21 protein-coding genes are annotated in these 24,041 nt (G+C 70.1%); 18 read left to right on the top strand and 3 right to left on the bottom strand.

Annotated elements, in window-relative coordinates; translation table 11 throughout:
* Positions 1–232: 232 nt before the first annotated feature.
* A complete protein-coding gene (gene clpB / locus F0415_RS06585; protein WP_149860410.1) occupies positions 233–2,830 on the top strand; it encodes an ATP-dependent chaperone ClpB in 2,598 nt (865 codons plus the stop codon).
* A 97-nt stretch (positions 2,831–2,927) separates the two neighbouring features.
* On the opposite strand, the gene ybaL is transcribed toward clpB, so the two are convergent.
* Positions 2,928–4,685: a YbaL family putative K(+) efflux transporter gene (gene ybaL, locus F0415_RS06580; RefSeq protein ID WP_149860409.1), complete on the bottom strand. Its 1,758-nt coding sequence runs from the start codon at positions 4,683–4,685 to the stop codon at positions 2,928–2,930.
* A gap of 126 nt (positions 4,686–4,811) precedes the next feature.
* Between ybaL and F0415_RS06575 the strand changes: the two genes are divergently transcribed.
* Entirely contained in the window at positions 4,812–6,710 is a 1,899-nt protein-coding gene (locus F0415_RS06575; RefSeq protein ID WP_149860408.1) for an ABC-F family ATP-binding cassette domain-containing protein, read from the top strand.
* Between the two features lie 90 nt (positions 6,711–6,800).
* A complete protein-coding gene (locus tag F0415_RS06570; RefSeq protein ID WP_149860407.1) occupies positions 6,801–8,342 on the top strand; it encodes a sodium:solute symporter family transporter in 1,542 nt (513 codons plus the stop codon).
* Here the strand turns inward: F0415_RS06570 and ggpS are convergent.
* Together ggpS and F0415_RS06560 are read right to left on the bottom strand one after the other, a co-directional pair.
* Positions 8,231–10,636, bottom strand: a complete 2,406-nt coding sequence (gene ggpS, locus F0415_RS06565; RefSeq protein WP_246149904.1) for a glucosylglycerol-phosphate synthase — start codon at positions 10,634–10,636, stop codon at positions 8,231–8,233. The two genes, F0415_RS06570 and ggpS, sit on opposite strands and share 112 nt — an antisense overlap.
* A 27-nt stretch (positions 10,637–10,663) precedes the next feature.
* The gene (locus F0415_RS06560; RefSeq protein ID WP_149860614.1) at positions 10,664–11,899 is read right to left on the bottom strand and encodes an MFS transporter; all 1,236 of its coding nucleotides are present in this window, start codon (positions 11,897–11,899) and stop codon (positions 10,664–10,666) included.
* Positions 11,900–12,081: 182 nt separating this feature from the next.
* On the opposite strand from F0415_RS06560, the gene F0415_RS06555 reads away from it, so the two are divergent.
* The 15 genes from F0415_RS06555 (at position 12,082) to queE (ending at position 24,022) form a co-directional block, all read left to right on the top strand.
* Positions 12,082–12,372: an FmdB family zinc ribbon protein gene (locus F0415_RS06555; protein WP_149860406.1), complete on the top strand. Its 291-nt coding sequence runs from the start codon at positions 12,082–12,084 to the stop codon at positions 12,370–12,372.
* 142 nt (positions 12,373–12,514) lie between these two features.
* On the top strand, positions 12,515–14,281 hold the full coding sequence (aspS, locus tag F0415_RS06550) for an aspartate--tRNA ligase (protein ID WP_149860405.1): 1,767 nt from the start codon (positions 12,515–12,517) through the stop codon (positions 14,279–14,281).
* A gap of 7 nt (positions 14,282–14,288) precedes the next feature.
* Positions 14,289–15,032, top strand: a complete 744-nt coding sequence (locus F0415_RS06545) for an esterase/lipase family protein (protein ID WP_246149903.1) — start codon at positions 14,289–14,291, stop codon at positions 15,030–15,032.
* Positions 15,033–15,069: 37 nt separating this feature from the next.
* On the top strand, positions 15,070–15,804 hold the full coding sequence (locus tag F0415_RS06540) for a YebC/PmpR family DNA-binding transcriptional regulator (protein WP_149860404.1): 735 nt from the start codon (positions 15,070–15,072) through the stop codon (positions 15,802–15,804).
* Positions 15,805–15,806: 2 nt separating this feature from the next.
* The gene (gene ruvC, locus F0415_RS06535; protein WP_149860403.1) at positions 15,807–16,334 is read left to right on the top strand and encodes a crossover junction endodeoxyribonuclease RuvC; all 528 of its coding nucleotides are present in this window, start codon (positions 15,807–15,809) and stop codon (positions 16,332–16,334) included.
* A complete protein-coding gene (gene ruvA / locus F0415_RS06530; RefSeq protein ID WP_149860402.1) occupies positions 16,331–16,927 on the top strand; it encodes a Holliday junction branch migration protein RuvA in 597 nt (198 codons plus the stop codon). The genes ruvC and ruvA overlap by 4 nt, the downstream gene beginning before the upstream one ends.
* Before the next feature lie 80 nt (positions 16,928–17,007).
* Positions 17,008–18,039 (top strand): Holliday junction branch migration DNA helicase RuvB, encoded by a 1,032-nt coding sequence (ruvB, locus tag F0415_RS06525; RefSeq protein WP_149860401.1) that lies wholly within the window; start codon positions 17,008–17,010, stop codon positions 18,037–18,039.
* Positions 18,036–18,437 (top strand): tol-pal system-associated acyl-CoA thioesterase, encoded by a 402-nt coding sequence (gene ybgC / locus F0415_RS06520; RefSeq protein ID WP_149860612.1) that lies wholly within the window; start codon positions 18,036–18,038, stop codon positions 18,435–18,437. The genes ruvB and ybgC overlap by 4 nt, the downstream gene beginning before the upstream one ends.
* Before the next feature lie 19 nt (positions 18,438–18,456).
* A complete protein-coding gene (gene tolQ / locus F0415_RS06515) occupies positions 18,457–19,224 on the top strand; it encodes a protein TolQ (RefSeq protein WP_149860400.1) in 768 nt (255 codons plus the stop codon).
* A gap of 44 nt (positions 19,225–19,268) precedes the next feature.
* Positions 19,269–19,706: a protein TolR gene (gene tolR / locus F0415_RS06510; RefSeq protein ID WP_149860399.1), complete on the top strand. Its 438-nt coding sequence runs from the start codon at positions 19,269–19,271 to the stop codon at positions 19,704–19,706.
* Positions 19,696–20,631 (top strand): TonB C-terminal domain-containing protein, encoded by a 936-nt coding sequence (locus F0415_RS06505; RefSeq protein ID WP_149860398.1) that lies wholly within the window; start codon positions 19,696–19,698, stop codon positions 20,629–20,631. The genes tolR and F0415_RS06505 overlap by 11 nt, the downstream gene beginning before the upstream one ends.
* Positions 20,628–21,938, top strand: coding sequence for a Tol-Pal system beta propeller repeat protein TolB (tolB, locus tag F0415_RS06500; protein ID WP_149860397.1), 1,311 nt, complete (start codon positions 20,628–20,630; stop codon positions 21,936–21,938). Before F0415_RS06505 ends, tolB begins: the two co-directional genes overlap by 4 nt.
* Before the next feature lie 63 nt (positions 21,939–22,001).
* The gene (gene pal, locus F0415_RS06495) at positions 22,002–22,505 is read left to right on the top strand and encodes a peptidoglycan-associated lipoprotein Pal (RefSeq protein ID WP_149860396.1); all 504 of its coding nucleotides are present in this window, start codon (positions 22,002–22,004) and stop codon (positions 22,503–22,505) included.
* Between the two features lie 4 nt (positions 22,506–22,509).
* Positions 22,510–23,325 carry a tol-pal system protein YbgF gene (ybgF, locus tag F0415_RS06490; protein ID WP_149860395.1) on the top strand — a complete coding sequence of 272 codons (816 nt, stop codon included), beginning with the start codon at positions 22,510–22,512 and terminating at the stop codon, positions 23,323–23,325.
* A gap of 25 nt (positions 23,326–23,350) precedes the next feature.
* The gene (gene queE / locus F0415_RS06485) at positions 23,351–24,022 is read left to right on the top strand and encodes a 7-carboxy-7-deazaguanine synthase QueE (protein WP_149860394.1); all 672 of its coding nucleotides are present in this window, start codon (positions 23,351–23,353) and stop codon (positions 24,020–24,022) included.
* Positions 24,023–24,041 lie beyond the last annotated feature (19 nt).

Here is a 24,041-nt window from a genome sequence, read left to right as displayed (position 1 = left end):
TGACCCTTTGTTCTGACCCTTTGATCTGACCCTTTGATCTGACCCTTTGATCTGACCCTTTGATCTGACCCTTTGATCTGACCCTTTGATCTGACCCTTTGATCTGACCCCGGGGTGGTTGACCCCGGGGTGGTTCCGGGGTGGTTGTAGCAAACGCTTGAAACTCGGGTCCCGGGGCGCCATGTGGTGGGCATCGCGGCGTCGCCGCCACCTTTTTCCAAGGAATTGCCCCATGCGGATGGACAAGCTCACCTCGCGCTTCCAGCAGGCCCTGGCCGATGCGCAGTCGCTGGCGGTCGGGCGCGACCACAACCTGATCGAACCGGCCCACCTGCTGGTCGCCCTGCTGGACCAGAGCGGCGGCGGCACCCGGCCACTGCTGGTGCAGGCCGGCGCCAATGTCGCGGCGCTGCGCCAGCGCCTGGGCGAAATCCTCGACCGCCTGCCCAAGGTCAGCGGCCAGGAGGGCAATATCAGCCTGGGCAACGACCTGATCCGCCTGCTCAACCTCACCGACAAGCTGGCGCAGCAACGCGGCGATGCTTTCATCGCCAGCGAGCTGTTCCTGCTGGCCGCGCTGGATGACAAGGGCGAGGCCGGCCAGGCCCTGAAGGCCGCCGGCCTGCGCAGGGAGGCGCTCGAGCGCGCCATCGAGGCCGTGCGCGGCGGCGAGAAGGTGCAGAGCGAGAACGCCGAGGACCAGCGCCAGGCCCTGGAGAAGTACACCGTGGACCTGACCGCCCGCGCCGAGGCCGGCAAGCTCGACCCGGTGATCGGCCGCGACGAGGAGATCCGCCGCACCATCCAGGTGCTGCAGCGGCGCACCAAGAACAACCCGGTGCTGATCGGCGAACCCGGCGTCGGCAAGACCGCGATCGTCGAGGGCCTGGCCCAGCGCATCGTCAACGGCGAGGTGCCCGAGCAGCTCAAGGGCAAGCGCCTGCTGGCCCTGGATATGGGCGCGCTGATCGCCGGCGCCAAGTTCCGCGGCGAGTTCGAGGAGCGGCTGAAGGGCGTGCTCAACGACCTGGCGAAGAACGAAGGCCAGATCATCCTGTTCATTGACGAGCTGCACACCATGGTAGGCGCCGGCAAGGCCGAGGGCGCCATGGACGCCGGCAACATGCTCAAGCCGGCCCTGGCCCGCGGCGAGTTGCACTGTATCGGCGCCACCACCCTCGACGAGTACCGCAAGTACGTCGAGAAGGACGCAGCCCTCGAGCGCCGCTTCCAGAAGGTGTTCGTGGGCGAGCCCAGCGTCGAGGACACCATCGCCATCCTGCGCGGCCTGAAGGAGCGTTACGCCGTGCACCACGGCGTCGAGATCACCGATCCGGCCATCGTCGCCGCGGCCACGCTCAGCCACCGCTATATCGCCGACCGGCAGCTTCCCGACAAGGCCATCGACCTGATGGACGAGGCCGCCTCGCGCATTCGCATGGAAATTGATTCCAAGCCCGAGGAGATGGACCGCAAGGAGCGCCGGCTGATCCAGCTGAAGATCCAGCGCGAGGCGCTGAAGAAGGAAAAGGACGAACAGTCGAAGCAGCGCCTGGCTGACCTCGAGACCGAGATCGAAAGGCTCGAGCGCGAGTACAACGACCTCGAGGAGATCTGGAAGGCCGAAAAGGCCACGCTGACCGGTGCCACCCGGCTCAAGGAGCAGCTCGAGCAGGCCCGGCTGGAGCTGGAAGCCGCGCACCGGCGCCAGGACTATGCCCGCGCCAGCGAGATCCAGTACGGACGTATCCCCGAGCTCGAAAAGCAGCTGAAAGCGGCCCAGGAGGCCGAGAGCCGCGGTTTCCAGCTACTGCAGGACAAGGTCACCGCCGAGGAGATCGCCGAGGTGGTGTCGCGCTGGACCGGCATCCCGGTCAGCAAGATGCTCGAGGGCGAGCGCGAAAAGCTGCTGCGCATGGAGGAAGCCCTGCACGCCCGTGTGGTCGGCCAGGCCGAAGCGGTGAAGGCGGTGTCCGATGCCATCCGCCGCAGCCGCGCCGGCCTGAGCGACCCGAACCGCCCCAATGGCAGCTTCCTGTTCCTCGGCCCGACCGGTGTCGGCAAGACCGAGCTGTGCAAGGCCCTGGCCGAGTTCCTGTTCGACAGCCCGGACGCCATGGTCCGCGTCGACATGAGCGAGTTCATGGAGAAGCACAGCGTCGCCCGCCTGATCGGCGCACCTCCGGGCTACGTCGGCTATGAGGAGGGTGGCTACCTCACCGAGGCCGTGCGCCGCCGTCCCTACAGCGTGCTGCTGCTGGACGAGGTCGAGAAGGCGCATCCGGACGTGTTCAACGTGCTGCTGCAGGTGCTGGACGATGGTCGCCTGACCGATGGCCAGGGCCGTACCGTGGACTTCCGCAATACGGTTATCGTGATGACCTCCAACCTCGGCAGCCAGCACATCCAGGAGATGGCGGCCGAGGGCGAGGCCGCCTACGTGCAGATGAAGGCGGCGGTGATGGGCGTGGTGCAGGCGCACTTCCGCCCGGAGTTCATCAATCGGCTGGACGAGATCGTGGTCTTCCATCCGCTGGGCCGCGAGCAGATCCAGGCCATCGCCCGCATCCAGACCGCCTACTTGGGCAAGCGCCTGGCCGAGCGGCAGATCGGCCTGCGCATCGAGGAAAGCGCCCTGGCCCTGCTGGCCGAGGTCGGCTTCGATCCGGTCTACGGCGCCCGGCCGCTGAAGCGGGCGATCCAGCAGCAGCTGGAGAATCCGCTGGCGCAGAAGATCCTGGCCGGCGAGTTCGGTGCCGGCGACACCGTGGTGGTGTCGGCCGAGGGCGACCGCCTGGTCTTCGGCAAGGAAGCCGCCAGGGTCGCCTGAGTCGGGGCTGCCTGAGCCGGCCTCGTTCGGGCAGGGGCGGGCGCGTCGTCCACGGCGCGCCCCGTCGCCGTTCTTCCAGGCCGAGCCCGTCGCCGTTTCAAGCCGAGCCGGACGTCGTCGCGCCGGGCTTGGTCTCGTCGTCGCCCGCAGGCTTGCGCGGCCGGCGGAAGGGTGGCGCGGACAGGGCCATCTCGGCCATGGAGTGGGCCAGTTCCTTTTCTGCCAGCACGGCACCGTCGGCGCCACGGGACAGCAGGTGCTTCACCTCGCCGTCGCTGTGAGCGCGGGCTAGGATGGTCATGCCGGGGTTGGCGGCGCGCAGGCGGGCGACCACCTCGCCGGCCTCCAGGGCCTGCGGGATCGCCAGCACCGCCAGCTGTGCGCCGGCCGGCATGGCTTCGTCAAGCACGCGCGCCGCGGCGGCATTGCCGCGGATGGCGGGGATGCCGGCGTCGCGGGCGCTCTGTACCAGGTCGGCATCGTCGTCTATCACCACCAGCGGCACCTCGCGCTCGCGCAGCAGCCGGGCGATCTCGCCGCCGACCCGGCCGTAGCCCACCAGCACCGCATGGCCTTCGCCGGGGATCGGCGGGCCGGGATTGGGCGGCGCGGGCGGCGTCGGCACCGGCTCGCCCGCGGCGGCAGCCTGGGCCTCGCGGGCCTCACGCCTTGCCTGCAGGCCGTCCAGCAGGTTGAAGATCAGCGGATTGGCGCAGATCGAGATCAGCGAGCCGGCCAGCACCAGATCGCGGCCTTCCGGCGGCAGGATCGCCAGGGCCACGCCCAGCCCGGCCAGGATGAAGGAGAACTCGCCGATCTGGGCCAGGCTGGCGGAAATGGTCAGGGCCGTGGAGCCCGGGTGGCCGAACGCGCGAACGATGGCATAGGCCGCCACCGATTTGCCGAAGATGATGATCAGCACCGTCGCCAGTACGTGGAAGGGGTGTTCGACGACGACAGCCGGGTTGAACAGCATGCCCACCGACACGAAGAACAGCACCGCGAAGGCGTCGCGCAGCGGCAGCGAGTCGCTGGCGGCGCGATGACTGAGGTCGCCGCTGAGCAGCATGCCGGCGAAGAAGGCGCCCAGGGCAAAGGACACGCCGAACAGCTTGGCCGACCCGAAAGCCACGCCCAGGGCGATGGCCAGCACCGACAGGGTGAACAGCTCACGCGAACCGGTGCCCGCCACCTTCTCCAGTACCCAGGGAATGGCGCGCTTTCCGAACACCATCATCACGGCGACGAAGGCGCTGACTTTCAGCAGCGTCCAGCCCAGCGAGGCGGCGATGTCACCGGCGGCCGGACGCGGCCCGTCGCCGGCTTCGCCCAGGGCCTCGGCCAGGGCCGGCAGCAGCACCAGGGCCACCACCATGGCGATGTCCTCGACGATCAGCCAGCCGACGGCGATCTTGCCGCGGCGGGTGTCCAGCAGACGCCGCTCTTCCATGGCCCGCAGCAGCACCACCGTGCTGGCGACCGACAGGGCCAGTCCGAACACCAGGCCTTCCAGCGCGGTCCAGCCCATGGCCCAGGCCAGCAGCCAGCCCAGGCCGGTAGCCACCGCGATCTGGGCGATCGCGCCGGGAATGGCGATCGCCTTCACGTCCAGCAGTTCCTCGGCGGAAAAATGCAGGCCGACGCCGAACATCAGCAGGATCACGCCGATCTCCGACAGTTCCATCGCCAGGTCCATGTCGGCGACGAAGCCGGGGGTGAAGGGGCCGACCAGGATGCCCGCCACCAGGTAGCCCACGATCGGCGACAGCTTCAGCCGATGCGCCAGCGTGCCCAGTACGAAGGCCAGTACCAGGCCGAGGGCCATCAAGGTGATCAGTGGCGTGTCGTGCGGCATCGGCGCTCCCGGGGGCAGGCGTCCGATTATCCATGAAGCCCCCGTCGCCCGTCGCGCGCCCGGAAGTCATGCCCGAGCGGGGCGGGCCGCATTGCTACAATCCGCGCCCCTCCCGGGCTCGCCGCCATGATCTCCTTCCGCAATTTCGCCCTGCGCCGCGGTGAGCGGCTGCTGCTGTCCCAGGTGGACCTGGCCCTGCACGCCGGCTGGCGGGTGGGCGTGGTCGGCCGCAACGGCTGCGGCAAGTCCAGCCTGTTCGCCGCCCTGCTGGGCCAGCTCGAGCCCGACCAGGGCGATCTCGACCTGCCGGCCAGGGTGCGGATCGCCTCGGTGGCCCAGGAAACGCCCTCGCTGCCCGATCCGGCCCTGGACTTCGTCCTCTCCGGCGACGCCCAGGTGCATGCGCTGATCCAGGCCGAGGCCAGGGCCACCCGGGAAGAGGACTGGGATGCCGTGGCCGAGGCGCACCAGCGCCTGGCCGAGATCGGCGGCTATGACGCCACTGCCCGCGCCGGCCGCCTGCTGCATGGCCTCGGCTTCCCGCCCGAGACCCACCTCAAGCCGGTTTCCGATTTCTCCGGCGGCTGGCGCGTCCGCCTCAACCTGGCGCGGGCGCTGATGACGCCCTCGGACCTGCTGCTGCTGGACGAGCCGACCAATCACCTGGACCTGGACGCGGTGCTCTGGCTGGAGCAGTGGCTGCTCAAGTACCAGGGCACCTTGCTGGTGATCTCGCACGATCGCGAGTTCCTGGACGGCATCTGCAGCCACACCCTGCACCTGCACGAGGGCAGGGCGAAGCTGTACACCGGCGGCTACACCGCCTTCGAGCGCCAGCGCGCCGAGCAGCTGCGCCAGCAGCAGATCGCCTTCGAGAAGGAGCAGGCCGAGCGCGAGCACCTGCAGAAGTTCATCGACCGCTTCAAGGCCAAGGCCAGCAAGGCCAGGCAGGCGCAGAGCCGGATGAAGCGCCTGGCCAAGCTGGCCGGCACCGAGGCGGTGCGGGTGGAGCGGCGCTTCCGCATCGAGTTCGCCGAGCCGGCCAAACTGCCGCATTCGCTGATCGTGCTGCGCGGCGTCGATGCCGGTTACGCCCAGCCGGACGGGCCGCCGGCGGTGGTGCTGCGCGAGGTCGGCTTCCACCTCGAGGCCGGCGCCCGCATTGCCCTGCTGGGTCCGAACGGCGCCGGCAAGTCCACCCTGGTGAAGACCCTGGTGGGTGAACTGCCGCTGCTGGCCGGCGAACGCATCGCCCATCCCGACCTGCGCATCGGCTACTTCGCCCAGCACACGGTGGAGAGCCTGCACGAGGGGCAGAGCCCGCTCTGGCACCTCAGGCAGCTGGCGCCGGATGCCGGCGAGCAGGTGCTGCGCAACTACCTCGGCCGCTGGAACTTCGCCGGCGACCGCGCCTTCGAGTCCGTGGACGGATTCTCGGGCGGCGAGCGCGCCCGCCTGGCCCTGGCCATGATCGCCTTCGTCGAGCCGAACGTGCTGCTGCTGGACGAGCCCACCAACCACCTCGACCTGGACATGCGCGAGGCCCTGGCCGAGGCGCTGGCGGATTTCCCCGGTGCCATCGTCCTGGTCAGCCACGACCGGCACCTGATCGGCCTGGTCTGCGACAGCTTCTGGCGGGTCGCCGACGGTCGCGTGGCCGAGTTCGACGGCGACCTGGACGAGTACGCCGCCTGGCTGCGCAGTCGCGGCAGCGAGCCAAGGCAGGCGCGGCCGGCCGCGGCCGCGAAAGGCGAAGCCAGGCCGGAACGGACGGCGGCGACGGCCAGGGGGCCGCGTCAGGATCCCGAGGCCGGCCGGCGCTTGAAACGGATGGAGGAGCGCATTGCCGCTCTGCAGGCCGAGCTCGACCAGGTCGAGCGGGTGTTGGCCGATCCCGCGCTTTACGGCAACGACGGCGGCGCCGAGCTGGCGCAGCTGGGCCAGCGCCAGGCCAGGCTGGCCGGCGAGAAGGAGGCGCTGGAGGGTGAATGGCTGGCCCTGTACGGGCAACTGGAAAACGGCTGATTCCGGCGCTTTCTTCGCGCCTGCGGTTTGACCTCGCCGGCCGGATGTGTTTCGGTGTCGGCCAGCCCGACACGAACGCAAGCGATGGGAATGCTGCATCCCCTCGATTACGCCGTGCTAGCGGCCTACCTGCTGGCCGTGCTCGCGATCTGCGCCCGGACGGCGCGGCGTAGTCCCGGTTCCGACGAACTGTTCCTGGCCGGCCGCAGCCTGGGCGTGGGCGTGGTCGGCCTGTCGCTGTTCGCCTCCAACATCTCGTCCACCACCCTGATCGGCCTGCCGGGCGCCGCCTGGCAGTCGGGCATCTCGGTGGCCAACTACGAGTGGATGGCGGCCCTGGTGCTGGTGTTCACCGCGGTTTTCGTGGCGCCGGTGCTGCTGGGCAACCGGCTGACCACCATCCCCGAACTGCTGGAGAAACGTTTCGACGCGCGCATGCGCAAATACCTGTCGGCGGTGACGGTGTTCCTGGCCCTGGTGCTGGATACCGCCGGCAGCCTGTACGCCGGAGCGGTGGTGCTGATGCTGTTCGTCCCCGGCCTGCCGCTGGGCCTGACCTGCGCCCTGATCGCGGTCTTCGCCGGCCTCTACACGGCGGCCGGCGGCCTGCGGGCGGTGGCCTATTCCGACGTGTTGCAGAGCCTGGTGCTGCTGGTCGGTTCGCTGGTGCTATGCCTGCTGGTGTTCGGCGAGTTCGATTTCCGCTGGAGTCAGGTCGTGGCCGCGGTGGAGCCCGACAAACTGTCGCTGATCCGTCCGCTGGACGACCCGGCGCTGCCCTGGTTGGGCACGCTGATCGGCTTGCCGGTACTGGGCTTCTACTACTGGACCATGAACCAGTACGTCAGCCAGCGCCTGTTGGGCGCGCGCGACGTCGGTACGGCCGGGCGCGGCGCGGTGCTGGCCGCCCTGCTGAAGCTGCTGCCGCTGTTCCTGATGGTGATCCCGGGCGTGATGGCGATCGCCCTGTTCACCGATCTTGAAAGGCCGGACGCGGTGTTCCCCCGCCTGGTGGCCGAATACGCGCCGGCCGGTCTGGCCGGCCTGATCCTGGCCGGCTTGCTGGCGGCGATCATGTCCAGCGTGGACTCGGCCCTGAACTCCTCGTCCACGCTCATCACCCTGGATTTCGTCAAGCCGCGCCGGCCGGACATGGACACGCGGGCGATGGCCCGGCTGGGCCGGATCATCACCCTGGTGCTGGTGGCGCTGGCGGCGCTGTGGGCGCCGGCGATCGATCGCTTTCCCGGCCTGTTCGCCTACCTGCAGCAGACCTTCGCCTACGTGACGCCGCCGCTGGTGGCGGTGTTCCTGCTCGGCCTGTTCGGCCGGCGCGTTGGCGCGCGCGCGGCCTTCCGCGGCACGCTCAGCGGCCACGCCCTCAGCGCGGCCTGGTTCGCGGCCAGCCAGCTGGGCTGGCTGGACCTGCATTTCACCATCGTCGCCGGCCTGCTGTTCGGCCTGAGCCTGTTGGCCATCCTGGCCTGGCAGGCCCTGGATGGCGAGACACCTCGCCCGGATCAGCTGGCCGCCGTGGCCCGTTCGCGCGCGCCGGCGGTGCCGGTGGACGTGCGCTGGGGTGCCGGCCTGGTGGTGGCGCTGACGGCGGCGCTGGTGCTGGCCTTCCGCTGAGCGTCGCCGGCGGCGGCGTCCACCGCCTCCAGGAACTCCCGGCCCCAGCGCTGCACGTCGTGGTGGCGGACGATCTCGAACATCTGCCGCAGGCGTGCCCGTGCTTCGGATCGCGGCAGGTCGATGGCGCGCCGGATGACCGCCAGCAGGTCGGCCGGGTCGTGCGGATTGGTCAGCAGCGCGCCCTTGAGCTCGGCGGCGGCGCCGGCGAACTCGCTCAGCACCAGCCGGCCGTAGCCGCGGGTGATGCCCTGGACGGCGGCGTATTCCTTGGCCACCAGGTTCAGGCCGTCGCGCAGCGGAGTGATCCACATGACGTCGGCGGCGGCATAGTAGGCCACCAGCTCCTCGAAAGGCACCGGCCGGAAGAAGAACTGCACCGGCGTCCAGCCGACCCGCGAGAAGCGGCCGTTGATCCGGCCCACTGCCTGTTCGATCTGGGTCTGCAGCTGCCGGTACACGGTCATCTCCCGCGCCGCCGGCACGCAAATGGTGATCAGGGTGAGCCGGTCGTGCAGCTCCGGCGATTCCTCCAGCAGGCGTTCGAAGGCCTGCAGCTTCTCCAGGATGCCCTTGGTGTAGTCCAGCCGTTCCACCGACAGCACCAGTTGCCGGCCACCCAGCCCGGCCTTGAGGGCCTCGATGCGCTCGCGGCCGCGCTCGTCGGCGAGCAGGCCGCGGATCCGCCCCACGTCCAGGCCGACCGGGTGCGCCCCCAGGTGCACGCGCCGGCCGCCGGTCTCGATGCAGGTGCTCATGCTGTCCAGGCCGACCGCGCAGCCGTAGGTCAGGAACCGCGGTGCGCAGGCCACCTTCTCCATCACTTCCACCGGCATGGCGCCGCGCACCACGTCCACGAAGTTCTCCACCTGGCGGGGAATGTGGAAGCCGATGTAGTCGCAGGCCAGCAGGCTGCCCAGGATCTCGCGTCGCCATGGCACCACGTTGAATACGTCGGCGGACGGGAAGTAGGTGTGGTGGAAGAAGGCGATGCGCAGGTCCGGGCGCAGTTCGCGCAGCGCCGCCGGCACCATCCACAGGTTGTAGTCGTGTATCCACACGGTGGCGCCTTCGGCAGCCTCGGCGGCGGCGGCCTCGGCGAACTTGCGGTTCACCGCCAGGAACACCTTCCAGTCTTCCTCGCGGAAGCGGGCCCGTTCCCAGAAGGTGTGCAACATCGGCCAGAAGGCCTCCTTGGAGAAGCGCTTGTAGAAGATGTCCACCTCGGTCTTGCTCAGCGGCACCCGCGCGGCCAGCAGGTTGGGGTAGCGGTCCGGGTCCACCGTGGTGTGCGGTTCGAACTTGCCCTGCCTGGCCTCGTGTACGCTCCAGGCCACCCAGGAGCCTTCGCGGCCGTCGCCGAAGAAGCTGAGCAGGGTCGGGATGATGCCGTTGGGCGAAGTCGGCCGGCGCCGCTGCGGCTTGCCGTCCACCAGCACCTCCTCGTAGGGCAGGCGGTGGTAGACCATCACCAGGTCGGCCCGGCCGCGCCGGGGCGCCCGTTCCGGTTCCAGGTGCGGGTCGTCGGGGCGCAGGAAGCCGAAATGGCCGATCGCCTCCAGGATGCCCTCGCAACCGCGGCCGTCGGCATGCAGCACGTTGCCGAGCTCGGCGGTGCGTTCCAGCAGGCTGGGCTCGGACTCGCCCACGCACACGCCCAGGAAGCCGTGCTCGTACATGGACAGGTCGTTGAGGGTGTCGCCGGCGACCAGCACGTGCTCGCGCCGCATGCCCAGGTGCGCCACCAGGTTCTCCAGGGTGCTGCCCTTGCTGACGCCGGCCGGCAGGATGTCCAGGTAGCGGGCGGCGGAATACAGGACTTCGCAGCCCAGTTCGGCGGCGGCGGCGGCAATGCCGGGCGTCACCGCGTCCTCGGCGCAGAAGTAGGAGCAGCGACGCTCCTGCGGCACTTCCTGGCGGACCAGGCCCGGGAACCGCGCCATCGTCTCCGCCACCCGCTGTTCGCCGGGCCAGCGCTGGGCGATGGCCGATTGCAGTGGTTCCACCGGCAGCAGGCTGCCGCCTTCGACCACGGTGGCGCCGACGTCGCAGATCACGTAATCGGGCTGCGGCAGGGTCGGGTCGGCCAGCAGGGGCATCACCGCCTCCAGGCCGCGGCCGGTCACCCAGACCAGGGTGATCTCGGGATGCCGGGCGACCAGACGGTACAGGCGCATCCGCGCGCCGTCGCTGCCGGCCAGGAAGGTGCCGTCCAGATCGGTGGCCAGCACCAGCCGGCCGGGCGGGGTGGTGTGCGGGCTGCGTGGCAGCCGGCGGCGGGAAACATCGGGCATCGCATTCTCCAGGGTCAACGGGTTTCCTTATTTCTCTGGTGAGGAAGGGGCGGGGGAGTCGGTTTCCGGCAACAGCTCCAGGGCCGTTGGCGTGGTGCGCAGCATCGGGTGGAAGTGCGCCGGCTGATCGGGCGCGCGCTGGCGCAGCAGCAGCCGGGTCAGGGTGAACAGCACCACCGCCGCCTGCATCGCCGCGAACCAGGCCGGCAGGGCCGCCGGGCCGAAACGCTGCATCAGGGCGCCGGCCAGGGCCGGACCGACGGCTGCACCGGCGCCGTGCACCAGCAGCACGGTGCTGCAGGCGGCCAGCACCTGCTCGGCCGGCACCCGGTCAAGCAGATGCGCCACCGCCACCGGATACACGGCGAAGGCCAGGCCGCCGTAGGCGAAAAACAGGCCGTACAGCAACCAGGGCGATGGCGCGCGCAACAGCGCGGTGGCGACGGCCAAGGCGGCCGCCAGGGCGCAGACCAGGCCCAGGGTCAGGCGCCGGTCACCGCGGTCGGACAGCCTGCCGATCGGCAACTGCAGGGCGGCGCCGCCGAGGATGGCCAGGCTCATGAAGCTGGCGACCTGGCCGGCGTTCAGGCCCAGGTGGCTGGCATAGGCCGGGCCCAGGCCCCAGAAGGCGCCCATGGCCAGGCCCGAGAACATGGCGCCGGCTGCCGCGGCCGGGGCCACCCGGGCCAGTTGCCGGACCCGCATCCTGTCGCTGACCGGGGTCGCCGGCTGGGCCAGCCGGGTGGCGGTCACCGGCAGCATGGCGGCGCAGACCAGGATCGCCACCAGCGAAAACAGTACGAACGAGTCTGCCGGCGCCAGCCGCAGCAGCTGCTGGCCCAAGGCCAGGGCCAGCAGGTTCACTGCCATGTAGACCGCGAAAATGCGGCCGCGGTGCTCGGCTGCCGCGTGCGAGTTCAGCCAGCTCTCTATCGCCGTGTACAGGCCGACCAGGGCGATGCCCGTGCCCAGGCGCAGCAGGCCCCAGGGCCAGGGCGCGACCAGCATCGGATGCGCCAGCACCGTGCAGGCGCACAGGGCCGCGAAGAAGGCGAAGGCGCGGATATGGCCCAGCCGGCGGATCAGCGGCGGCGCCAGGAAGGTGCCGGCCAGGAAGCCAAGGAAGTAGGCCGACATCACCAGGCCCAGGGCCTGGTCGCCGAAGCCGGCCTGGCTGCCGCGCACCGCCAGCAGGGTACCCAGCAGCCCGCTGCCGGCCAGGAGCAGCGCCACGCCCGCCAGCAAGGCGGTCAGGGGCAACAGCAGGGTGTACATCGCAAGGCCTGGTTCGAGCCAGGCGGCGAATTATAACACATTGATAAATATGAAATTTTGTCTGGGAGTTCAGTGACTTGCCGGTGCCCGGGGCCGCCGGGGCTTGGAAATTCCGTCCGATGTCCCCACCCTCCGGGCCGTTCCTTCCACGGCCTGCCCGAGTTTTCGCCATGCCGATCTACGCTTTCGAATGCACTGCTTGCGGCCACGATTTCGAGCGCCTGCAGAAGCTGTCCGATCCCGATCCGAGCGACTGCCCGTCCTGCGGCGAGGCCGGGGTCCGCCGCCAGCTGACCGCGCCGGTCTTCCGCCTGGCCGGCGGCGGCTGGTACGAGACCGACTTCAAGAAGGACGGCGACAAGAAGCGCAACCTGGCCGACAGGAGTGACGGCGCCCCGGCCAAGACCGAGAGCAAGCCCGAGGCCAAGCCGGCGGAAAGCAAGCCGGCCGCCACCGCCTGAGCGCCGGCGCCCCGCTCCGGATCATCGCCTGTCGCCGCGGCCAGACCCCGGCAATTGAGGCCCTCCGGTACAGGGCCTATGATTACGCGCCCCGCGTTTTCCCCATGTCCCGGCGCGTTCGGCGCCGCCCTCCGGAGTCAGCATGCGCAGCCATTTCTGCGGCCTCGTGGACGAGTCCATGATCGGCCAGACCGTCACCCTCTGCGGTTGGGCCGACGTCGCCCGCAATCTGGGCGGGCTGTGCTTCATAGATCTTCGTGACCACGAGGGCATCGTCCAGATCGTCGCCGAGCCCTCCGAGGCCGAAGGCAATGCCGAGGTGCTGGCGGCGGCGGCGGCGGTCGGTTACGAGGACTGCCTGCGCGTGACCGGCACGGTGCGTCGGCGCGCCTCGGTGAACACGAAGATCCGTACCGGCCAGGTGGAAGTGCTGGCGACGCGGATCGAGCTGCTGAACAAGGCCCAGCCGCTGCCCTTCCACGCCCACGAAAATCCGGGTGAGGACATCAGGCTCAAGTACCGCTATCTGGACCTGCGCCGTCCCGAGATGCAGCGCATGATGCGCACCCGCATCCGGCTGGTGCAGGCCCTGCGCCGCTGGCTGGACGCGCGCGGTTTCCAGGACATCGAGACGCCCATCCTCACCAAGGCCACGCCCGAGGGTGCCCGCGACTTCCTGGTGCCGGCACGCCTGCATCCGGGAGAGTTCTACGCGCTGCCGCAGTCGCCGCAGCTGTTCAAGCAGATCCTGATGATGGCGGGCTTCGACCGCTACTACCAGATCGCCCGCTGCTTCCGCGACGAGGCCCTGCGCGCCGACCGCCAGCTGGAGTTCACCCAGCTGGACATGGAGTTCGCCTGGGTCGAGGAGCGCGACGTGCAGGACAGCGTCGAGCGGATGATCCGCGACGTGTTCCGCGAGGTGATCGGCGTCGAACTGGACGATCCCTTCCCGCGCATGACCTACGCCGAGGCCATGCGCCGCTACGGTTCCGACAAGCCGGACCTGCGCATCGAGCTGGAGTTGGTGGACGTGGTCGAACTGGTGAAGGACAGCCAGTTCAAGGTCTTTACCGACTGGGCCAGCCATGCCGACGGGCGCGTGGCCGCGCTGCGCGTGCCCGGCGGCGCCGCCTTCTCGCGCAAGCAGATCGACGACTACGGCGCGCACGCCGGCAAGTTCGGCGCCAAGGGCCTGGCCTGGATCAAGCTGGGCGAGGACGGCGCGTTCAGCTCGCCGATCCAGAAATTTTTCGAGCCGGCGGCCTTCGAGGCCCTGGCCACCGCTGTCGGCCTGCAGAAGGGCGACATCGCCTTCTTCGGCGCCGGTACGTACAAGGTCGTCTCCGACTTCATGGGCGCGCTGCGCCTGAAGGTCGGCAAGGACCTCGGCCTGGTGCAGGAAGGCTGGAAGCCGCTGTGGGTGACCGACTTCCCGATGTTCGAGTGGGACGACGAGCAGCAACGCTTCGTGGCCCTGCACCACCCGTTCACCGCCCCGGCGGTGGACGACATCGCCGGGCTCAAGGCCAACGCCCGCACCGCCGTCTCGCGCGGTTACGACATGGTGCTCAACGGCAACGAGATCGGCGGCGGTTCGATCCGCATTCATCGGCCGGACATGCAGCGCGCGGTGTTCGAGCTGCTGGGTATCGGCGCCGCCGAGGCCGAGGCCAAGTTCGGCTTCCTGCTGGATGCGCTCAAGTACGGCGCGCCGCCGCACGGCGGCATCGCCTTCGGCATCGACCGCATCGCCGCCCTGATGGCCGGCACCGACTCCATCCGCGACGTCATCGCCTTCCCGAAGACGACCACCGCACAGTGCCTGATGACCGGCGCGCCCTCGCCGGTGCCGGAGCAGCAACTGGCCGAGGTGCATGTGAGGGTGGTGGCGAAGACGCAGGAATAGGCTGGCGGTGGACCGGCGGCGCGGGCGCGGAACTCCGGCGGGCGAGGCCGCGGCCCGCTCCCGCGTTCCGGTGCTGCTGCTGCACGGCGTCTGGATGCGCGGGCTGACGCTCTGGCCGTTGGCGCGACGCCTGCGGGCCTACGGCTACGCGCCCGAACCGTTCGACTACGCCAGCCTCTGGCGCAGCCCGGCGGAGGCGGCCGATCGCCTGGCCCACCGACTGCTGGCCATGAGCCCCGGGCCGGTGCATCTGGTCGGGCACAGCCTCGGCGGCCTGGTGGCGCTGGAAACCGTGGCCGGCTGGGCGGGGCTGCCACACGGACGCATCGTCTGCCTGGGTTCCCCCCTGGCCGGTTCGGGCGCGGCGCGCGGCATGGCGCGCTGGCGCCTGGACGGCTGGCTGGGCCGCAGCCGCACCCTGCTCAAGGCCGGACTGCACGCGCTGCCGCCCGGGCGTGAGGTCGGCGTGATCGCCGGAATCCGGCCGCTGGGCCTGGGCAAGCTGTTTGCCGGTTTCGACGGTCCGCACGACGGGACTGTGGCGCTGTGGGAAACCCGGCTACCTGGCCTGGCCGATCACGTGGCGGTCCATAGCAGCCACACCGGTCTGCTGCTGGACGCGCGGGTTGCCGCCCTGACCGCCGGCTTTCTCGCCACCGGCCGTTTTCCCGACCTGGGCCAGGGGGCGTCGCCGGCGCGATCCGGCCAGGAGCTTCCGACCCGCACGTTCCCGCCCGGGCGTTCCGGCTAAAATCCGCGGCATCGGTTCCAACGCGACAGGTAGCTCCGTGGCAGGTCATTCCAAATGGGCCAACATCCAGCATCGCAAGGGCAAGCAGGACGCGATCCGCGGCCGCCAGTTCACCAAGCTGGTGCGTGAGATTCAGGTCGCCGCGCGCATGGGCGGCGGCGATCCGGCCAGCAATCCGCGCCTGCGCCTGGCCATGGACAAGGCCCAGGCCGTGTCCATGCCCAAGGAGAACATCGAGCGCGCCATCAAGAAGGCCACCGGCGAGCTGGAGGGCGCCAGCTACGAGGAGGTCCGCTTCGAGGGCTACGCGCCGGGCGGCGTGGCGGTGATCGTCGAGTGCCTCACCGACAACCGCAACCGCACGGTCGCCGACGTCCGTCACGCCTTCAGCAAGCACGGCGGCAACCTCGGCACCGACGGCTCGGTGGCCTTCATGTTCCGCAAGCTGGGCGTGCTCAGTTACGCGCCCGGCAGCGACGAGGACGCCATCACCGCCGCCGCCATCGAGGCCGGCGCCGACGACGTGATCGGTTTTCCCGAGGACGGCTCGGTGGAGGTGCTGACCTCGCCGGAGAACTTCGAGGCGGTGCGCGACGCCATGGCCGCCGCCGGCTTGGCCGCCGACCACGCCGAAGTGACCATGCGCGCCGGAACCGACGTGGCGGTGGCCGGCGACACCGCGGCGGCGGTGCGCAAGATGCTGGACATGCTCGAGGACCTGGACGACGTCCAGGAGGTCTACCACAACGCCGAACTGGACGACGCGGCCTGACCGTGGCCCGCATCCTCGGCATAGACCCGGGATCGCAACGCACCGGCGTCGGCCTGGTGGACGTGGACGCGGGCGGCAGGTGCCGCTACGTGCACTGCCAGGCCCTCAACCTGCTGCAGGACACCGATGACTTCCCGGCGCGGTTGGGCAAGCTGGTGTTCGATCTGGAGGACGTGCTGTCGGAGTGGAAGCCCACGGTGGTGGCGATCGAGGCGGTGTTCATGGACAAGTCGGCGACCTCGGCCCTGAAACTGGGCCATGCCCGCGGTGCCGCCATCGCCACGGTGGTGCGGCACGGCCTGCCGGTGCACGAGTACGCCCCGCGTCTGGTCAAGCAGTCGCTGGTCGGCAGCGGCGGCGCCGAGAAAGCCCAGGTACAGCACATGGTGCGCCTGTTGCTGAACCTCGGCGGGCAGAAGCTGCAGGCGGACGCCGCCGATGCGCTGGCGGTCGCCCTCACCCACGCGCACGTGAGCGCCACGGCCGGCCGCACCGGCCTGGCCGCCGCCCTGCTGAGGAGACGCCGATGATCGGTCGCCTGAAAGGCCAGCTTGTGTACAAGGCGCCGCCGGCGCTGATGCTGGACGTCGGCGGCGTCGGCTACGAACTGTCGGCGCCGATGAGCACCTTCTACGAACTGCCGGACCTCGGCTGCGAGGTGGTCCTGTTCACCCACTACGCGGCGAAGGAGGACGGGGTGGCGCTTTACGGCTTCCTGACCGAAGCCGAGCGGCGGCTGTTCCGCGAGGTGCAGAAGGTGACAGGGGTAGGGCCGCGGATCGCCCTGGCGGTCTTGTCCGGGGCCAGCGTGGACGAGTTCGCCCGGCTGGTGCAGGCCGGCGACATCACCGCGCTGACCCGGATCCCGGGTGTCGGCAGGAAGACGGCCGAGCGCATGGTCGTGGAGTTGCGCGACCGGGCCGCCGACTTCGCCGGCGCCGGCGCCATCGCCGCCGGCCAGCCCGGGGCCGTACCCGCCGACCCGGCCGCCGAAGCCTCGGTGGCCCTGCAGCAGCTGGGCTACAAGCCGGCCGAGGTACAGAAGATGCTCAGGCAGGCCGAGCCCGGCGACAGCGCCGAGGAGATCATCCGCAAGGCACTGCGCTCGATGCTCAAGGGCTGAGGGGCGTTCCGACCCTGCATTTGCCCGCGGCCGGAGCGGGCAGGGAGGGGAAGGGCAGAATCCCGGCATAATGCCGGCCCATGGACGACAACCGCGTCATCGCCCCCAAGGCCACCCGCGAGGACGAACTCGCCGAGGCCAGCATCCGGCCCCGCCGCCTGGACGACTACCTCGGCCAGCAGCCGGTGCGGGAGCAGCTGAAGATCGCCATCGAAGCGGCCAGGGCCCGCTCCGAGGCCATGGACCACGTCCTGATCTTCGGTCCGCCGGGCCTGGGCAAGACCACGCTCAGCCACGTCATCGCCAACGAACTGGGCGTGAACCTGCGCACGACCTCCGGGCCGGTGATCGAGCGCGCCGGCGACCTGGCGGCGCTGCTGACCAACCTGCAGCCGCACGACGTGCTGTTCGTGGACGAGATCCACCGCCTCTCGCCCGTGGTCGAGGAGGTCCTGTACCCGGCGATGGAGGATTTCCAGATCGACATCATGATCGGCGAGGGCCCGGCCGCCCGCTCGATCAAGCTCGACCTGCCGCCCTTCACCCTGATCGGCGCCACCACCCGGGCCGGCTTGCTGACCGCGCCGCTGCGCGACCGCTTCGGCATCGTCCAGCGCCTGGAGTTCTACACGCCCGAGGAGCTGACCCGGATCGTGGTGCGCTCGGCCGGCATCCTCGGCATCCGCTGCGAGCCCGAAGGTGCCACCGAGATCGCCCGCCGCTCACGCGGCACGCCGCGCATCGCCAACCGCCTGCTGCGCCGGGTGCGCGATTTCGCCCAGGTCCGGGCCGACGGGGTGATCACCCGCGAGGTCGCCGACCAGGCCATGGCCATGCTGAAGGTGGACGCCGAGGGTTTCGATCCCCTGGACCGGCGCCTGCTGGGCATGATCATCGAGAACTTCGGCGGCGGCCCGGTCGGGGTGGAATCACTGGCCGCAGCCCTGAGCGAGGAACGCGGCACCCTCGAGGACGTGGTCGAGCCCTACCTGATCCAGCAGGGCTTCCTGGTGCGTACCGCCCGCGGCCGCATGGTCACCCACAAGGCCTATCTGCACCTGGGCCTGAAGGCGCCGGCACGGGCCCAGCCGCCCGATCTGTTCGAACTCTGAGGCTGCCGGTGTTCAGCTTCCCGATAAGGGTCTACTGGGAGGATACCGACGCCGGCGGGGTGGTCTACCACGCCAGTTACGTGAGGTTCCTGGAGCGCGCCCGCACCGAATGGCTGCGCGCCATGGGACACGGTCAACAGGCCTTGCGGGAGCGCGAGGACCTGGTACTGGTCATCCGCGACATGACGATCGAGTTCCACAAGCCAGCCCGCCTGGACGACGAACTGCTGGTCAGCGTGCGGCTCGAGGAGCGCCGCCGGGCCAGCCTCCTCCTTTCCCAGACCATCACCCGCGGCGGCGAGTCGCTGGTTGGCGCAAGCGTTCGCGCCGCCAGCGTGCACGCCTCCAGTTTTCGCCCGCGGCCGCTGCCCCAGTGGCTGGTGACCGCCGCCCCCTGAATTCCCGGAGCCCCTGCCGATGTCGCTCGTTCCCGCCCTGATCCACGCCGCCGCGCCGGTTACCGAACTGCCCGCCGACGCCGCGGCGCCGGCCGCCGCCGAAGCGGTCGGCCAGACCCTGAACTACCTGGAGCTGATGCTGCACGCCAGCCTGCCGGTGAAGGTGATCGTGCTGCTGTTGCTGGCCGGTTCCCTGGTCAGCTGGGTGATCATCTTCCTGAAGGTGCGGGTGTACTCCCGCGCCACCGACGAAGCCGACGAGTTCGAATCGCGCTTCTGGTCGGGGGTTGACCTGACCCAGCTCTATCGGGCCGCCAGCGACCGCAACCGGGTGGTGTCCGGCCTGGAGGCGATCTTCGAGGCCGGCTTCCGCGAGTACGCCCGCCTGCGCCAGAAGAAGGGCCTGGACGGCCGCACCCAGCTGGAAGGAGCCCAGCGCGCCATGCGAGCCACCTTCGCCCGCGAAGTGGACCGGCTGGAGCATCACCTGGAGCTGCTGGCCAACATCGGTTCGACCGCGCCCTACGTCGGCCTGGTCGGCACCGTATTCGGCATCATGGTGACCATGCACGGCCTGTCCACCGAACAGAGCGCCAGTATCGCGGCGGTGGCGCCGGGCATTTCCGAGGCCCTGTTCGCCACCGCCATCGGCCTGTTCGTGGCCATCCCGGCGGTCTGGGCCTACAACCGCTTCGCCAACCGGGTCGAACGACTGAGCGTTCGCTACGAGACCTTCGCCGAGGAGTTCTCCTCCATCCTGCAGCGCCAGTCGCATATCGAGGAATGAGCGGGCAACCCCGTCCGCCGCCTCCGCACGTTGGGTAAGACGCCATGTCCGCCACCATCGCCCGCCGGCACCGCCGCAAGCTGAAGTCCGAGATCAACGTCGTTCCCTACATCGACGTGATGCTCGTGCTGCTGGTCATCTTCATGGTGACCGCGCCCCTGCTGACCCTGGGCGTGGACGTGGAGTTGCCGCAGGCGCGCGCGAAACAGGTCGAACAGAAGAAGGACCCGGTGGTGGTCACGGTCACCGCCGCCGGCGAGTACGCGCTCAAGCTCGAAGGCGGTGCCAACGAAGCCGTGGACGCCGAGGTGCTCAAGGCCCGCATTGCCGCCTTCGTGCGCCAGAACCCCGAGGTGCCGGTGTTCGTGGCCGGCGCCCGCGATGCCGACTACGCCACCGTGTTCGACACCATGGTGCTGTTGCAGCAGGCCGGCGTGCCGCGGGTCGGGCTGATCGGAGAGCCGCCGCCGAATGCACGCTGATGCCCTCCAGCGCCCGCGCGAAACGGAGGACCTGGCGCCTGCGGTGACCATGGCCCTGGCCCTGCACGTGGGTCTGGCCGCGGTGCTGCTGCTGGCCGGCTGGCTCGAGGCCCCGCCGCGCCGGGTTTCGGTGGCAGGGCCGGTGGTCGAGGCGGCCCTGGTGATCTCCGCCGCCGATCTGGCCCGCGCCGAGCGCGCGGCCGAGACGCCGCGCCCGCAGGAAGTGGCGCCGCCGCCGCAGCCCAGGCCGGAGCCGCGCCCCCAGGATTCGCCGGCGCCGCCGCAACCGGCGCCGCAGGAGCAGCTGCCCGTGCCCGATACCCGCGAGCAGGAGGCCGCCGCCCGTCTGGCCCTGGAACGGGAGCAGCGCGCCCGCGAGGAAGCCGAGGAGCGCCGCCGCCAGGAGCAGGCCGACCTCACCGAGCGCAGGAAGCAGGAGGAGGCCGAGCGCCGCCAGCGCCTGCGCGAGCAGCAGCTGGCCCAGCTGCAGGAGATCCGCCGCCAGCGCGAGGAGGCCGCCCGCCGCGCCAGGCTGGAGGAACAGCGCCTGCAGCAGCTGGCCGACCGCGAGGCCGAGCCCACGCCCAGCCCGGCGCCGGCCGCCCGAACCGGACCGGTGAGCGGCAACGAGGGCACCGATACCGGGTTGCTGGCCCAGTACAAGATCGCCATGCACCAGACCGCCCATTCCAACTGGAACCGCGTGCTGGCGCCGGAGCGGGTCCGCTGCGAGGTGCGCTTCACCCAGATCCCCGGCGGCGAGGTGATCAATGTCGAGTTCATCCGTTGCCCGTACGATGCCCAGGGCCGGGAGTCGGTGGAGCGGGCCCTGCGCCGCTCGCCCATGCCCTACCAAGGGTTCGAGTCCGTATTCGAGCGTCAAGTCACCCTGACTTTCTGCTATCCCGAAGAGGCCTGCCGATGAAACGAATCCTGCACCTGCTCGCGCTCGCCCTGCTGCTGCCCGCGGGCCTGGCCAAGGCCCAGGGCCTGGACATCGGCCTGGTGACGGGAAACGAGTCGGCCCTGCCGATCGCCGTCGTGCCCATGCCCTACCTGGGCACCTCGGTGGCGCCGGATACCGACGTGGCCGCGGTGATCCGCGCCGACCTCAACCGCTCCGGCCAGTTTCGTGCCCTGTCCGAGCAGGACGTGATCGAGAAGCCGATCCGCGGCAGCGAGATCAAGTTCCCGACCTGGCGCGTGCTCAAGCAGGACTTCGTCGTTGTCGGCCGCGTGCTCGACGCCCCCGACGGCGGCTACCGGGTCGAATACGAGTTGTGGGACGTGGCCCGGCAGGAGCGCCTGCTCGGCCTGGCCCTGGCCGGCCGGCCGCGCGGCATGCGCGACGTCGCCCACCAGATCGCCGACCAGATCTACGAGAAGATCCTCGGCGTGCGCGGCGCCTTCTGGACCCGCATCGCCTACGTCACCGCCAGCGGCGTCGGCGACAACATCCAGTACTCGCTGATGATCGCCGACTCCGACGGCTACAATCCGCAGACCGTGGTGCGCTCGCGCGAGCCGCTGCTGTCGCCGGCCTGGAGCCCGGACGGCCGCCGCCTGGCCTATGTCAGCTTCGAGCGCGGCAACTCCACCATCTACATCCAGGAGATCGCCACCGGCGCCCGCGAGGTGGTGGCGGCCTTCCGCGGCATCAACGGCGCGCCGGCCTTCAGCCCGGACGGCAACCGCCTGGCCCTCACCCTGTCGCGGACCGGCAACCCGGAAATCTACGTGATGGACCTGGCCAGCAAGTCCCTGACCCAGCTGACCAACCACTACAGCATCGATACCGAACCCGTCTGGACCCCGGACGGGCAGAGCCTGATCTTCACCTCCGACCGCTCCGGCCGCCCGAACCTCTACCAGGTGCCGGCCAGCGGCGGCGACGCGACCCGCCTGACCTTCGAGGGCGACTCCAACGCAAAGGCCAGTATTTCCTTTGACGGCAAGAAGATAGCTATGGCACAGGGCCGTGGAAACGTTTATCGTATTGCCGTTCTCGACCGCAGCTTCGGTGGAGCTGGCCGCTGGCAGACGCTGTCGCCGGGCAACCTGGACGAGTCGCCCAGCTTCGCCCCGAACGCCAGCATGCTGCTCTACGCCACCAAGGAAGGCGGCCGCGGTGTGCTCTACGCCGTATCGGCGGACGGGCGCGTGCGACAGAGGTTGGTTTTGGCCGATGGTGACGTCCGGGAGCCCGCCTGGTCACCGTATCGGCAGAGATAACTAGGACGGGCCATCCACAAGACTAACCAACAACACCCCACTGCATCCGAAGAGGTTTCCGCCATGAACAATACCGCCCGCGTGCTGCTCGCCGCCTCGGTCGCCCTGGCCCTGGCCGCGTGCTCGAAGCAGGTCAAGGAAGAGCCGCAGCCGGAACCGCCGGCGCCGGTCGAGACCGCTCCGGTTTCCGACGGCCGCTACACCCCGGCCGACCTGGACACCGACAGCTGCCTGCGCCAGCGCACCGTCTACTTCGATTTCGACCAGGACGTCGTCCGTCCGGAGTTCCAGGCCATCATGGCCTGCCACGCCAAGTACCTGGGTGACCGCCCGGGCGCCCGCGTGACCCTCGAGGGCAATGCCGACGAGCGCGGCACCCGCGAGTACAACCTGGGCCTCGGCGAGCGTCGCGGCAACGCCGTCTCCGGCGCGCTGCAGGGCGCTGGCGGCTCGGCCGGCCAGATCACCGTCGTTTCCTACGGCGAGGAGCGTCCGGTCTGCACCGAGTCGAACGAGAGCTGCTGGCAGCGCAACCGTCGCGTCGAGATCGTGTACACCGTCCGCTGAGACGATGGCACTTCGACGCATCGCCTGTTGCGTGACCGTGGTGGCGGCCCTCGCGGCCGCCACCCCGGCCTTCGGCCAGCGCCTCAGCCTGGCCGAGCGGGTCACGCTGATCGAGAACCAGCTCAATGCGCAGAACCAGGGCGCCGGCCAGGCCAACCTGGAACTGCAGAACCGCGTCGTGCAGCTGACCGCCGAAGTGCAGGCGCTGCGCAACGAGGTGGAAATGCTCCGCAACGAGGTCGAGCAGCTGCGCCAGCGTCAGCGCGAGCAGTACGTGGACCTCGACAGCCGGCTGGCCCGCCTGGAAGGCGGTGCGCCCGCCGCGCCTGCGGCTGGCAGCGCCGGCGCCACCGCGCCCGCCAAGCCGTCCAGCCCGCCTGCCACGCCGGCCCGTGAACCGGCCCCGACCTCCACTGCCGCGGCCAGCGATCCCGCCGCCGCCGAAGCCGCCTACCAGGCCGCGCTGGACACCCTGGTCGAGCGATTCGAGCCGGCCGAGTCGGCGCGCCTGTTCCGGCAGTTCATCACCGATTTCCCCGACAGCACGCTCATCCCCAATGCCTGGTACTGGCTGGGCGAGAGCTACTACGTCACCCAGAACTATGAACTGGGCGTCGAGGCCTTCCAGTCGCTGCTGGTCCAGCACCCGGGCTCGCGCAAGGAAGCCGACGCGCTGCTCAAGCTGGCCTACTGCCAGATCGCCCTGGGCCAGTCCGCCGAAGGCGAGGCCAGCCTGCGCGAGGTGATCGCCCGGCATCCGGGCACCGACGCCGCGGCCAAGGCCGAGGGGCGGCTGCGCGAACTGGCCTCGGGCCGCTGAGCCCGGCTCCCGGCCGGCCATCGTCATGGAAACCCAGGTCACGGACAGTCCGGCCGCCGAGCGGTTGCGGCTGACCGAAATCTTCCTGTCCGTGCAGGGCGAGTCGCGTTCGGTTGGCTGGCCGACCGTGTTCGTGCGCCTGACCGGCTGCCCGCTGCGCTGCCAGTACTGCGACACCGCCTATGCCTTCCACGGCGGCCACTGGTGGGACATGGACGCGATCCTGGCCGAGGTCGCGCAACACGGCGTCCGCCACGTTTGCGTCACCGGCGGCGAGCCGCTGGCGCAGAAGCGCTGCCTGCTGCTGCTGCAGAAGCTCTGCGACGCCGGCTACGAGGTCTCGCTGGAAACCTCCGGCGCCCTGGACATCTCCGGCGTGGACCCGCGGGTCAGCCGGGTGGTGGACCTGAAGACGCCGGGCTCGAAGGAAATGGCGCGCAACCGGCTGGAGAACATCCCGCTGCTGACGCCGCGCGACCAGGTGAAGTTCGTCATCTGCGACCGCACCGACTACGACTGGGCCAGGGCCATGCTGGCGGAACATCGCCTGGCCGAGCGCTGCGAGGTGCTGTTCTCGCCCAGCCATGGCCAGGTCAGGCCGCACGAACTGGCCGAATGGATCCTGGCCGACAAACTCCCGGTGCGCTACCAGCTGCAGCTGCACAAGGTGCTCTGGGGCGACACGCCGGGGAGGTAGTTTTTGTGCCGCGCGGATC

This window comes from Arenimonas fontis (assembly GCF_008386465.1).
Lineage (GTDB): Bacteria > Pseudomonadota > Gammaproteobacteria > Xanthomonadales > Xanthomonadaceae > Arenimonas > Arenimonas fontis.
The sequence above is the reverse complement of the archived record's forward strand: the minus strand, read 5'-3'. Positions and strand labels throughout refer to the sequence as shown.